Origin of the sequence: Nocardia blacklockiae, assembly GCF_015477355.1 — a bacterium.
In the GTDB taxonomy this organism is placed as follows: domain Bacteria; phylum Actinomycetota; class Actinomycetes; order Mycobacteriales; family Mycobacteriaceae; genus Nocardia; species Nocardia blacklockiae.
The window spans coordinates 511,446-524,087 of sequence record NZ_JADLRJ010000001.1 but is presented as its reverse complement, the minus strand read 5'-3'; the positions used below and the strand labels follow the sequence as shown (position 1 = coordinate 524,087).

Genomic DNA, 12,642 nt, shown 5'->3' with positions numbered 1-12,642 from the left:
TGGCGGGTCCGGTTGTCTCGTCCTCAACTGCCGTGCGCCACACCGAAACCCAGGTGATCCGAAAGGTCCCCACGATGACCGACACACCGCACTCCGGTCCGGCGCGCCGCGAACCGGCGTCGTCCGGCGACACTCCGGCGGAGGGTGGTGGCGCGTCCGCCGCGCCGGAAACCGGACAGCCACAACATTCCGGACAACCCCGGCCGCCGCAGCCGCCGCCGGTCGCCGGTGGCACACCGGTGCCGCCCCCGCCGGGCGCGAGCCGCCCCGCCCAGCCCGCGAATCCGGGTGCACCGCAACATCCCGGCACGCCTCCGGCGAACGTGCAGGACACACCGCCGCCCCCACCGCCGGTCGCGGGCGCGGTACCCATACCGCCGCCGCCGAGTTCGGCGCCCGCCCAGCCGGCGCACGGCGCGCCGCCGCCGGGCACGGCGCCCCTGGGCACGGCCGACCCCTACGGGTCGCCGAATCCCATGTACGGTCCGCCCGGTTCGGCGCCGCCGCAGGACTACGCGCCCGGCGGCTACGGGCAACCCGGACCGGGTTATCCGCAGCAGCCCGCCGGCGCGCCGCTCGCGCCGATGGCCGGGTTCAGCGTTCCCGACGCGCTGGGCTACGGCTGGAACCGGTTCCGCGCCAACCCGATTCCGTGGGTCTCCCTCACCCTGGTCGGGTTCGTCGCCTACCTCGCGGTCACCGTCGTGATCAATGTCGGCGACGTGCGTTCGCTGCTGCCGCTGCTGCTGATCTTCCTGGTGGTCTCGATGGTGGTCTGGCTGTTGCAGGCGGCGATGATTCGCGGCGCCCTGTACGAAACCGACGGCACCCCACCGGATTTCCAGGCCTTCTTCGGCTTCGTCAACGCGGGCAACGTGCTGCTCACCGCGCTGCTGGTGTTCGTCGCCGCGTGGATCGGCGCGATCCTGTGCGTCTTCCCCGCGCTGATCGTCGGCTTCCTGTGCATGTTCGCACTGCATTTCGTGATCGACCGCGACGAGGATCCGTTTACGGCCATCAAATCCAGTGTCCGGCTGGTGGTTTCGAATATCGGCTCGACGCTGCTGCTGGCGGTCACCGTCGCGCTGCTGACCTTCGTGTCCACCCTGCTGTGCGGCATCCCGCTGCTGGTGGTCGGCCCGGTCACCGCGATCGCGGTGACCTACGCCTACCGCGTGCTGGCCGGCGGCCTGGTCACGCCCTGAGGCTCAGGCGCGGCCGAACAGCCCGCAGCGCTTGATCCGGTGGATCGGCCCGCCCTCGCTGCCGTGGGCGGGCCGCAGCCACAGCACCAGCACGCCCGCGACGACGATGCCGATCATGTTCACCGCGAGCTGCCCGATCGATTCGAGCGCCATGTCCCACTGGCCGAGCGTGGCCGCCACCGCCGCGAAACCGGCGGCCGGGATGGTGGTGACCGAGATGAACACGCCGACCAGCGCCGCCGACCGCGAACTGACCAGCGACAGCATGTCGGCCGCGCCCGCCAGCAACGCGACCACCAGCGAGAACGGGCCGACCTCGTAGATGAAGTCGACGTTCTGGATGTCGTCGAGGCGCTGCAGGGTGATCCAGCCCAGCCGCTCCCACAGCAGCGAGGCCAGCACCGCGATGCCCATCGCGACGGGGAAGCCGATCAGCAGCGCCAGCGCCGACCGCCGCGCGAGCCGGAAGTCCCTGCGCACCAACGCCACCGCGATCGCGGCCAGCGGCCCGAACTCCGGACCCACCACCATCGCGCCCACCACCGTCACCGGCGAGTCGGTCGCCACGCCGACCACCGCGAGCAGGCAGGCGATCGTCATGAAACCGAGGAAGGTGGGACTGAGCGTGGACTCCTCGTGGGTCTGCGCGACCAGTTCCTCCCACACCACCGCGTCCGACGGGTCGCCGGGCGCGGACTCGACGGCGCGCTCGGCGGCGTCGGACAGCGCGGTCTCGACCGGGTCGAGCGTGATGCCGCCGGACTCCTTGATACCCAGCGCCGTCAGCGCCGCGAGCACGTCGTTGGCGCATTCGCGCGCGACATCGGCCTCGATCAGATCGCCGGCGGGGTCGATCGCCGCGCCGCGCTGCACGGTCACCAGGGTCGCCCCGGGCTCGGCGCGCAGCGAAGCCAGCGCGGCCTCGGTCGTGTCGGGCGGGCAGATCACGCGGACGTGCAGCACCGTATCCCCTTGCGGTCAGCGAATTCCCGGCACCGGACGATGCCGCCGGTGCAGAGTAACGGCTCCGGGACCGGGCACGCACGCCGCGGCGTGCCCGCGGCCCGCTATTCGGCGATCGGGTTGCCGTCCTCGTCGAGCACCACGTCCAGTCCCGCCTCCTTGCGCTGCTGCGCGGTGATGGGGGCGGGCGCGTCGGTGAGCGGGTCGACGCCGCCGCCGGACTTGGGGAAGGCGATGACCTCGCGGATCGAGTCGACGCCCGCCAGCAGCGCGGTGATCCGGTCCCAGCCGAAGGCGATGCCGCCGTGCGGCGGGGCGCCGAAGGCGAAGGCGTCGAGCAGGAAGCCGAACTTCTCCTGCGCCTCCTCGGGGCCGATGCCCATCACCTGGAACACCCGCTGCTGCACGTCGCGGCGGTGGATGCGGATGCTGCCGCCGCCGATCTCGTGCCCGTTGCAGACGATGTCGTAGGCGTAGGCCAGCGCCGCGCCCGGGTCGGTGTCGAAGGTGTCCAGCGACTCCGGCTTCGGCGAGGTGAACGCGTGGTGCACCGCCGTCCAGGCCGAATGGCCCAGGGCCACATCGCCGCTCGCGGTGGCGTCGGCGGCCGGCTCGAACATCGGCGCGTCCACGATCCACACGAACGCCCAGGCGTCCTCGTCGATCAGGCCGCACTTGCGCGCGATCTCGCCGCGCGCCGCGCCCAGCAACGCGCGCTGCGCCTTGGGCTCGCCCGCCGCGAAGAAGACGCAGTCGCCGGGCTCGGCGCCGACGTGCTTGGCCAGGCCCTCGCGCTCGGCGTCGCTGAGGTTCTTCGCGACCGGGCCGCCGAGCGTGCCGTCCTCGCCGACCAGCACGTAGGCCAGGCCGCGGGCGCCGCGCTGCTTGGCCCAGTCCTGCCAGGCGTCGAGCTGGCGGCGGGGCTGGCTCGCGCCGCCGGGCATCACGACCGCGCCGACGTACGGGGCCTGGAACACGCGGAACGGCGTGTCCGCGAAGTACTCCGCGCATTCGGTGATCTCGAGACCGAAGCGCAGATCCGGCTTGTCCGACCCGTAGCGGCGCATGGCCTCGGCGTAGGTCAGGTGCGGGATCGGCGTGCTGATCTCGTGGCCGACCAGCTTCCACAGCGCCGCCAGGATGTCCTCGGCCAGCAGGATCACGTCCTCCTGGGTCACGAAGCTCATCTCGATGTCGAGCTGGGTGAACTCGGGCTGGCGATCGGCGCGGAAGTCCTCGTCGCGGTAGCAGCGCGCGATCTGGTAGTAGCGCTCCACGCCCGAGGCCATCAGCAGCTGCTTGAACAGCTGCGGGCTCTGCGGCAGCGCGTAGAACTTGCCGGGCTGCAACCGCGCCGGCACCAGGAAGTCGCGCGCGCCCTCGGGAGTGGACCGGGTCATGGTCGGGGTCTCGACCTCGACGAACGCGTGCTGGGCCAGCACCTCGCGGGCCGCGGCGTTGGCCTTGGAGCGCAGCCGGATGGCGTGCGCGGGACCCTCGCGGCGCAGGTCCAGGTAGCGGTACTTGAGCCGGGTCTCCTCGCCGGGCTGCTCGTCGAGCTGGAACGGCAGCGGCGCGGACTCGTTGAGCACCACCAGTTCCGTCGCGTTCACCTCGATCGCGCCGGTCGGCAGGTTCGGGTTCGCGCTGCCGTCGGGCCGCTGCTCGACCACGCCGGTGACCTGCACGCAGTACTCGGCGCGCAGCCGGTGCGACTGCTCGGCCGGCTCGCCCTCCCGGAACACCACCTGCGCCACACCCGACGCGTCGCGCAGATCGATGAAGATCACGCCACCGTGGTCTCGCCGCCGGGCCACCCAACCGGTGAGGGTGACGGTCAGACCGGCGTGCTCGCTTCGCAGCGAGCCGGCCAAGTGGGTGCGCAGCACGGGGTTCCTTTCGACGGCTCGACGCACCGGCGCGATGTGACCAGGTGCAGGGCCCATCGTAGTGAGACACGTGGGGTGACCGGAAACCGATATCCGCGCCGCCGTGTCAAGCTTGTGAACGCGAGCGCGCGACCATCGGCCGACAGAGTGCGAGAGGCGACGAGGATGACCTTCAACGAAGGGATGCAGATCGATCCGGATCGGGTGTCCTCCGGGGGACCCGGGATGGGCGGCAAGCTCGCGCTCGGCGGCGGGGCCGGCGGCATCGTCGTGCTGGTGCTGGCGTTGCTGTTCGGCGGCGACCCGGGTTCGCTGCTCGGCCAGTTCACCGGCGCGGGCGGCGACTCGTCGCAGCAGGGCACGGCCAAGACTCCCGCGCACTGCAAGACCGGCGCCGACGCCAACAAGTACGTGGACTGCCGGGTGGTGCTGACCGCGCAGAGTCTCGACAACGTCTGGGGCGCCCAACTCCCGCAGCAGACCGGCCGCAAGTACTCCCCGCCGAAGGTCACGCTGTTCACCGGCGCGGTCAACACCCGCTGCGGGCAGGCCAGCAGCGCGGTCGGGCCGTTCTACTGCCCCGCGGACCGCACCGCCTACTTCGACACCAGCTTCTTCCAGGAGCTGGTCGACAAGTTCGGTTCCAGCGGCGGCCCGCTGGCGCAGGAGTACGTGGTGGCGCACGAGGTGGGCCACCACATCCAGAACCTGCTCGGCGATTCCGGTCGGGCGCAACGGGATCCGAAGGGTCCGGAGTCCGGGTCGGTGCGGCTGGAGTTGCAGGCCGACTGCTACGCCGGGCTGTGGGCCAGCTACGCCGACAAGCAGCCGGCCCCCGGCAGCAACCAGCCGTTCCTGAAGCCGTTGACCGACAACGACATTCGCGACGCCCTCTCGGCGGCCTCGGCCGTCGGCGACGACCGCATCCAGAAGGCCGCGACCGGCCGGGTCAACCCCGAGGGCTGGACGCACGGGTCCTCCGAGCAGCGGCAGAAGTGGTTCCTCGCCGGGTACCGCACCGGACAGGTCAAGGCGTGTGACACGTTCGGCGCGGCAAGTCTCGACAATCCGCCCATGGGTCGCTGACCCGGCATTCCCGCTCGGGCGCGGGCGCCCGGCACCGGCTCGGCAGAATCGAGGACGACCCGCGGTCGTCGCCGCGGCTCAGCGGACGGTCCAGGTCTCCTTGCCGGTGAGCAACTCCTGCAGCGAGTTCTCCGCCACGAGTTTGCGTTCGCGGGCCGTGGCCAGCTGGGTGCGCACGCCGTCGTCGTAGGTGGGGCGCGCGACGCTGCGGAAGATGCCGATCGGCACGTGCGAGAGGTCCTGGGCCGAGAGCCGGGACAGGGCGTAGGCGTATTCCGGGTCGTCGGCGTAGGCGTCGTGGACCACGATCTCGGCCGGGTCGACCTCCGCCGCCGACACGACCGCGAGCCCGAATCCCTTGCGCACCACCGCGAATTCGCCGTCGGCCCCGAATCGGATCGGCTGCCCGTGCCGCAGCGGGATCAGGTGCGAGGCGGCGTTCTCGCGGCGCAGGGCGTCGAAGGAGCCGTCGTTGAAGATCGGGCAGTCCTGCAGGATCTCCACGAACGAGGTGCCGCGATGCTCGGCGGCCGCGCGCAGCACCTCGCCGAGTCCGGCGCGGTCGGAGTCCAGGGCGCGGGCCGCGAAGGTCGCCTCGGCGCCCAGGGCCACCGACAGCGTGTTGAACGGGTGGTCCACCGAACCCATCGGCGTGGACTTGGTGACCTTGCCGCTCTCCGAGGTGGGCGAGTACTGGCCCTTGGTCAGGCCGTAGATCCGGTTGTTGAACAGCAGGATCGTCATGTTCACGTTGCGGCGCAGCGCGTGGATGAGGTGGTTGCCGCCGATGGACAGCGCGTCGCCGTCGCCCGTCACCACCCACACCGACAGATCCGGGCGCGTCACGGCCAGGCCGGTGGCGATGGCGGGTGCGCGGCCGTGGATGGAGTGGATGCCGTAGGCGTCCAGGTAGTACGGGAAGCGGCTGGAACAGCCGATCCCCGAGACGAACATCAGATTCTCGCGGCGCAGGCCCAATTCGGCGAGGAAGCCGCGCACGGTGGCGAGGATGACGTAGTCGCCGCAGCCCGGGCACCAGCGCACCTCCTGGTCGGAGGTGAAGTCCTTGGCCTTCTGCGGACCCGCCGCGCCGGGCACGCCGGACAGTCCGGTGAGCCCGAGATCGGTGCCGACGAGCGAGGTGTCGACGATGGTCATCCCTTACCCCCGTTGCGATACGTGGCCCGCGCCCGCGCGGCGAAGGCCTTGTCGTGTTCGAGTTCGGCGATGGAGCCGTCGAGCGCGGCGTCGATGACGCCGACGAGTTCCTGCGCGGAGAACGCGGTGCCGGCGACCTTCGTCCACGGCTGCACGTCGACCAGGTAGCGGGCGCGCAGCAGCGTGGCCAGCTGGCCGCCGTTCATCTCCGGGCACACCACCGTCCGATAGCGGCGCAGCACCTCGCCGGTGTTGGCGGGCAACGGATTCAGATGTCGCAGGTGCGCCTGCGCCACGGGTACGCCGCGCCGCCGGGCGCGCCGGCACGCCTCGCCGATCGGGCCGAAGGAACTGCCCCACCCGAGCAGCAGTAGTTCCGCGCGGCCGTCGGGATCGTCGACCTCGAGGTCGGGGACCGCGATGCCGTCGATCTTGGCCTGGCGCAACCGGACCATCAGCTCGTGGTTGGCCGGATCGTAGGAGATGTTGCCGCTGCCGTCGGCCTTCTCCAAGCCGCCGATGCGATGCGCGCGGCCCGCGGTGCCGGGCACGGCGAGGGGGCGCGCCAAGGTCTCCGGGTCGCGCGCGTAGGGCAGGAATTCTCCCGGCTCCTCCGACTCCCCCGCCTCCGGTTCGAAGCCCGGGTCGATGGGTTCCAGCTCCGCCACGGCCGGGACCGCCCACGGCTCCGAGCCGTTGGCGATCGCGCCGTCGGAGAGCAGTAGCACGGGCGTGCGGTAGGTCAGTGCGATGCGGGCGGCCTCGACGGCGGTGGCGAAGCAGTCCGCGGGCGAGCGCGGGGCCAGCACCGCGACCGGGGACTCGCCGTTGCGGCCGTACAGTGCCTGCAGCAGGTCGGCCTGTTCGGTCTTGGTCGGCAGGCCGGTGGACGGGCCGCCGCGCTGCACGTCGATGATCAGCAGCGGCAGCTCGGTCATCACGGCCAGGCCGATGGTCTCGCTCTTGAGCGCCAGGCCCGGGCCCGAGGTGCTGGTGACGCCGAGCGCCCCGCCGAGCGAGGCGCCCAGGGCCGCGCCGATGCCGGCGATCTCGTCCTCGGCCTGGAAGGTCGTGACGCCGAAGTTCTTGTGCTTGCTCAGTTCGTGCAGGATGTCGGAGGCCGGGGTGATCGGGTAGGTGCCCAGGAAGACCTGGAGTCCCGACAGCTGCCCGGCCGTCACCAGTCCGTAGGCCAGCGCGGTGTTGCCGGTGATCTGGCGGTAGGTGCCCGGCGGCAGCGTCGCCGGGGCGACCTCGTAGGTGGTGGCGAAGGCCTCGGTGGTCTCGCCGTAGTTCCAGCCCGCGCGGAACGCCAGGATGTTCGCCTCGGCGATCTCGGGGGCGGCGGCGAACTTCTCGCGCATGAACTGCTCGGTGCCGCCGATCGGCCGGCCGTACATCCACGACAGCAGGCCGAGCGCGAACATGTTCTTCGCGCGCTGCGCGTCCTTCTTGCCGATGCCGGTCGGTTCGGTGGCGGTCAGCGTCAACGACGTCATCGGCACGCGGTGCACGACGAAATCGGACAGCGTGTCGTCGGCGAGCGGGTCGCCGGCGTAGCCGACCTTGGACAGGTTGCGCTTGGTGAACTCGTCGGTGTTGACGATGACGGTGGCCCCGCGCGCCAGATCCTCCAGGTTCGCCTTCAGCGCGGCCGGATTCATCGCGACGAGCACATCGGGCTGGTCGCCCGCGGTGAGGATGTCGTAGTCGGCGATCTGGATCTGGAACGACGACACGCCGGGGAGGGTGCCCTGCGGCGCGCGGATCTCGGCCGGGAAGTTGGGCATGGTGGCCAGGTCGTTGCCGAAAGCGGCCGCCTCGTGGGTGAAGCGGTCCCCGGTCAGCTGCATGCCGTCGCCGGAATCCCCGGCGAAGCGGATGACGACCTTCTCGATCTTCTCCGCCACCGCGCCGCCGGGCGCGGTCGCCGCGGGTGCGGCCGATTCCGCTGCGGCAGTGTCACTTCGACGTTCCTCGTCAGCCATGCGCCTGCATCACTTCCTCGTCGGTATGAGGTACCTCACGCCAAGTTACTCCCCCGCCGCCCGGACACACCCGAGTTACGTGCGGTCCAACAAGATTCGGCGGATCACCGCGGTACTGCGTCAGGCGAACAGCGCCAGCTGCGGATCGGGCCGCGGCGCGCGTTCCGGCCGATGCGGGGACGCGGAGTCCGGCGGCCGGTCGCGCCGCAATCCGTGTCGCGCGAGCAGTGGCTCGACCCGACCGCGCAGCCACGCGGAGTACTCCGGTGTGACGTACGCCCCACGACCGTACAGCTGCCGGTAGCGCCGCAGTAGCGCCGGGTGGTGGGTGGCCAGCCACTCCAGGAACCAGCCGCGGGTGCTGCCGCGCAGATGCATCGGGAACGCCACCGCGCTCGCCGCGCCGGCCGCCGCGATCTCCCCGAACAGCGCGTCGAGGTGGGCGCTGCCGTCGGTCAGGCAGGGGATGACGGGCGCCACCATCACGTGCACGGCGAAACCGGCCTCGGACAGCGCCCGGATCAGCTCCAGCCGCGCCCGCGGCGACGGCGTGCCCGGTTCCAGGCCGCGGTGCAGGTCCAGGTCGAGGATGGCGAGGGACACCGCGAGGCTCACCGGCACGGCGCGGGCGGCCTGGGTGAGCAGCGGCAGGTCGCGGCGCAGCAGGGTGCCCTTGGTGAGCAGGGAGAACGGGGTGCCCGACTCGGCCAGCGCGCCGATGATGCCCGGCATCAGCCGGTAGCGCCCCTCGGCGCGCTGGTACGGATCGGTGTTGGTGCCCAGCGCCACGCCCTCGCGCCGCCACGAGCGCCGGTGCAGTTCGCGGCGCAGGACCGCGGCGATGTTCGTCTTCACCACGATCTGGGTGTCGAAGTCGCGGCCCGCGTCCAGCTCCAGATACTCGTGGGTGCCGCGCGCGAAGCAGTACCGGCAGGCGTGCGAGCAGCCGCGCATGGGGTTGATCGTCCAGTCGAACGGTAGCCCCGAGCCCGCCGGCATCTTGTTCAGCGCGCTCTTGCACAGCACCTCGTGGAAGGTGACGCCCTCGAACTCCGGCGTCCGCACGCTGCGCACGAAACCCGCGCGCTCGAGGCCGGGGAGCGCCCCGTCATCGGCGTCGAGGGTCTGGTTCTGCCACCGCACTCCTCCAGTCGAACATGTGTTCTAAGGGCTGTCAAGCAAGGCTGGGTGTCTCCGGCCGCAGCGTCGCGCCCTGATAGAAGGCGATGAGGTCGCTGACGGTCTCCCGCGCCGGGCGCGGTGCGTAGCCGAGGTCGGCGCGGGCCTTGCCGCCGTCCACCACCGGCGCCGACAGCAGCGCGCCCATCGCCGCCTTCGACACCCGGTCGCTGCCGAACAGCTTGGCCGCCGGTTCCAGCAGCGGCAGCGCCGCGGAGATCACCTTGGGCGGGATCGCGAACGCCGGCCCGCGCCTGCCGTTGACCGCCGCGGCCATCCGGCTCACCTCGAGCATGGTCAGCATCTCGCCGGTCAGCAGATAGTTCTCGCCGGTCCGGCCACGTTCTCCGGCCAGGATCAGCCCGGCCGCCACGTCGCGGACGTCGACCAGGTCGAAGCCGCCGCCGATCATCACCGGCACCCGGCCGCGGGCGCAGTCCCACAGCGTGGTGTTGATCCGGGAGTCGGAGTGGTCGACCGGGCCGTAGACGCCGGTCGGATTGCAGACGACCGCGTCCAGCCCGGCGTCGATCACCTTGCGCAGCTCGATCTCGCCCTGCCATTTGGACCGGTCGTACACGGGCAGACCGGGATCCACCGAGCGCGGCGAGTTCTCATCTATCCGGCCACCGCAGGTGTACTGGTTGAAAGCGTGGATGGAGCTGGCGTGCACCATGCGGCGCACACCCACCGCGCGGGCCGCCTCGGCGACCACCCGCACGCCCTCGGTGTTCACCCGCCAGGCCAGGTCGTTGCGGTGCGCCAGGGTGATCACCGCGACCAGGTGGTACACGATCTCCGCCCCGTCCAGCGCGGACCGCATCGACTCCGGGTCCAGCACGTCGCCGGTCACCCACGCGACGCCGGGCACGGGCGCGCCCGCCGGCCGAACCCGATCGATGGCGGTGACCTCGTGACCGCCGTCCACCAGCCGGTGGAGCAGATTCGTACCGAGGAAGCCGGCTGCGCCGGTGACTGCGACCTTCATGGCACCGAGGATATAGAACCCGTTCTAATTTGCAACAAGTTCTAGTTTGTTCCATTCCGGGGTGCGGGAGCGCTCGTCCGCTCGAAACGTGTCCCGCAGGTCAGCTATATTGAGGCCCAGCCCCGCCGGTCACCGGCCGGTCGGGCCCGGCAATCGACGACCGACCGGACGTGCACGAAAGCTGATGATCACGAAGATTGGGGGGCAGATTCGATGACGGACAATGTCTCGGCCGAGACCGACGCGGTCCGCGCATTCGCCGCGACGCACGAGGGTGTCGCGGGTCAGATCGCTGCCGCGGGGGATATGGACGCCGTCAGCCACGTCGCCGCGATGACGCCGGTGTTCGGCGTCATCGGCGCGGACTACCTGGCCATGTTCGCCGCCGCGCAGGTGCTGCACTGCAAGGACATCAACGAACTGTCGGACAAATGTAATCACTTGGGGCAGTCCGCGTTCGGCACCGCCGCCATCTTCGACGACACCGACTCGACGTGGTCGGGCGCGCTCGGCGCACTCGGCAACCAGATCGGGGGCTGACGCGTGCGCACACTCGATTCCGGGCACGACAGCGGCGTCATCGGCGCACCCGCGGCACCGGCCGCGCCCGCGCCGCCGGCCCCCGAGCCCGCCTTCGCTCCCGCGGCCCCGCCGGGTCCCATCCAGGACGTGCCGCTGGGCCAGCTGCCCGCCGACGTCCCGGCGCCCGAGCCGCCCGCATTCCTGCCCGCCCGCAAGGAGTTCGAGGACGGCTCCCCGCTGACGGGCGTGCCGCACGCGCCCGGCCTGGGCCACGGGCCCGGCCTCGGCGTACCCGACGGCGCGGCGATCCAGCCCGCCGGGCTCGCCGATCCGGCGTCCCCGCTGCTGGGCGCGGCGCACAGCGCGATCGACAACGCGGGCGCGGCACTGGGCGGCGGCCCGCAGAGTCTGCTCGGCGCGCACGACGCGGTGAACAACGCCGCCGCGGGCGTCGGCGGCGCGGCCGCGGCCGTGCAGCAGGCGGCCGCGCCCGCGGTCGCCACGGCGGCGGCGCCCGGCGCTGCCCTGCCCGCAGATCCGGCCGCGGCCCTGATGAGCGGTGCCGCGCTCCCGGCGCTGCCCGGTGTGGACCTGCTGTTCAAGCCGTTCCAGGATCTGTTGTCCTCGTTCGGGACCGGCGTGCTGGGCGCGCTCAACCCGGCCACGCTGCTGAGCCAGTCCTCGCAGGTCATCCAGAGCGCCATGCAGGTCGGCCAGGGGGCGTTGAAGAGCGTCGACCAGGTGTGGCAGGGGCAGGCCGCGCGCAACGCGCAGAGCGCGGGCCAGCAGACCCAGGCGCACGGGGAGGACACCGCCCAGCGCGGCTTCGACATCTCCAAGCTCACCGAGGAGGCCGCGAGCGTGGTGCAGCGCGGCAACGTGCAGCTCACCGCCGTCGTGAATTCGCTTGCGGCACAGGCCTCCGCGCTCGCCCCGGTGATCCTGACCCCGCCCGCGCAGGCGACGCTGATCGGCATCGCCACCGAGCACCTGGGCCAGGCCGTCACGATCGTCAACGCCACCCGCGGCGAACTGGCCGGCTACACCGGCCAGCTCTCGGGCGTGGTGCAGCAGATCCTGGGCGCCGGCGGCGGGCCGAACCCGGCCGAGGTGGCGCAGGCGGTGGCCCAGAACGTGGGGCAGCCGATCATGGAGCAAGCCCAGCAGCTCGTCTCCGGCGGCGGCGCCGACACGATGGCCGCGGGCCTCGGCGATTCCGCCACCGGCGCGGGCTCGGCCGCCACGCACGCCTCGTCCTTCGGCGGCAACGGCGCGCACGCCGGTTCGGGCGGCGGCTTCGGCGGTGGCGGCGGTGCGGCCGGAATCGCGGGCGGCCTCGGCGCGCTGGCGAGCGGCAAGCCCGGCGGTCCGGGCGCGTCGATCCCCGGCGGCGTCAAGCCCGGCGGCATCCCGGGCCTGCCGTTCGGTCCCGGCATGCCGGGCACGCCGGGCCAGGGCATGGGCTCGGGCTTCATGGGCGCTCCCGCGGCCGCGGCGGGCCGGGGCAGCAACGAGGACGAGCACGGCCGCACGGTGCAGCCGTACCAGAGCCCCACGGGCAACACCGATCTCACCGGCGCGCTGGGCGAGACCACGCCCGAGGTCATCGGCCAGACCCACCACGACGAGATCATCAACGACTACGAGATGGATCAGCTGTAGGC

General features: G+C 71.9%; 10 protein-coding genes. 4 read left to right on the top strand and 6 right to left on the bottom strand.

The features are described from left to right. Positions 1–74 precede the first annotated feature (74 nt). Positions 75–1,205: a DUF2189 domain-containing protein gene (locus tag IU476_RS35830; RefSeq protein ID WP_228822957.1), complete on the top strand. Its 1,131-nt coding sequence runs from the start codon at positions 75–77 to the stop codon at positions 1,203–1,205. A 3-nt stretch (positions 1,206–1,208) separates the two neighbouring features. On the opposite strand, the gene IU476_RS02370 is transcribed toward IU476_RS35830, so the two are convergent. Together IU476_RS02370 and aspS are read right to left on the bottom strand one after the other, a co-directional pair. Further along, positions 1,209–2,168: a DUF389 domain-containing protein gene (locus IU476_RS02370; protein ID WP_195096021.1), complete on the bottom strand. Its 960-nt coding sequence runs from the start codon at positions 2,166–2,168 to the stop codon at positions 1,209–1,211. Positions 2,169–2,272: 104 nt separating this feature from the next. Beyond that, positions 2,273–4,057 (bottom strand): aspartate--tRNA ligase, encoded by a 1,785-nt coding sequence (gene aspS, locus IU476_RS02365; RefSeq protein WP_195096019.1) that lies wholly within the window; start codon positions 4,055–4,057, stop codon positions 2,273–2,275. 165 nt (positions 4,058–4,222) lie between these two features. Here aspS and ypfJ point away from each other — a divergent pair, with 165 nt between their 5' ends. Then, complete coding sequence (gene ypfJ, locus IU476_RS02360; protein WP_195096017.1) at positions 4,223–5,143, top strand: KPN_02809 family neutral zinc metallopeptidase; 921 nt, start codon at positions 4,223–4,225, stop codon at positions 5,141–5,143. A 78-nt stretch (positions 5,144–5,221) separates the two neighbouring features. Here ypfJ and IU476_RS02355 read toward each other — a convergent pair whose 3' ends face one another. The 4 genes from IU476_RS02355 to IU476_RS02340 all read right to left on the bottom strand — a co-directional run bounded on the left by IU476_RS02355 (position 5,222) and on the right by IU476_RS02340 (position 10,456). Then, on the bottom strand, positions 5,222–6,301 hold the full coding sequence (locus tag IU476_RS02355) for a 2-oxoacid:ferredoxin oxidoreductase subunit beta (RefSeq protein ID WP_195096015.1): 1,080 nt from the start codon (positions 6,299–6,301) through the stop codon (positions 5,222–5,224). Next, entirely contained in the window at positions 6,298–8,154 is a 1,857-nt protein-coding gene (locus IU476_RS02350) for a 2-oxoacid:acceptor oxidoreductase subunit alpha (protein ID WP_438943974.1), read from the bottom strand. Before IU476_RS02350 ends, IU476_RS02355 begins: the two co-directional genes overlap by 4 nt. 255 nt (positions 8,155–8,409) lie before the next feature. Continuing rightward, entirely contained in the window at positions 8,410–9,432 is a 1,023-nt protein-coding gene (locus IU476_RS02345) for an Rv2578c family radical SAM protein (RefSeq protein ID WP_195096013.1), read from the bottom strand. A gap of 31 nt (positions 9,433–9,463) precedes the next feature. Beyond that, positions 9,464–10,456 carry an NAD-dependent epimerase/dehydratase family protein gene (locus tag IU476_RS02340; RefSeq protein WP_195096011.1) on the bottom strand — a complete coding sequence of 331 codons (993 nt, stop codon included), beginning with the start codon at positions 10,454–10,456 and terminating at the stop codon, positions 9,464–9,466. A 213-nt stretch (positions 10,457–10,669) separates the two neighbouring features. Here IU476_RS02340 and IU476_RS02335 point away from each other — a divergent pair, with 213 nt between their 5' ends. Both IU476_RS02335 and IU476_RS36660 read left to right on the top strand, forming a co-directional pair. Next, the gene (locus tag IU476_RS02335; protein ID WP_195096009.1) at positions 10,670–10,996 is read left to right on the top strand and encodes a type VII secretion target; all 327 of its coding nucleotides are present in this window, start codon (positions 10,670–10,672) and stop codon (positions 10,994–10,996) included. Between the two features lie 3 nt (positions 10,997–10,999). Next, a complete protein-coding gene (locus tag IU476_RS36660) occupies positions 11,000–12,640 on the top strand; it encodes a hypothetical protein (RefSeq protein WP_195096007.1) in 1,641 nt (546 codons plus the stop codon). Positions 12,641–12,642 lie beyond the last annotated feature (2 nt).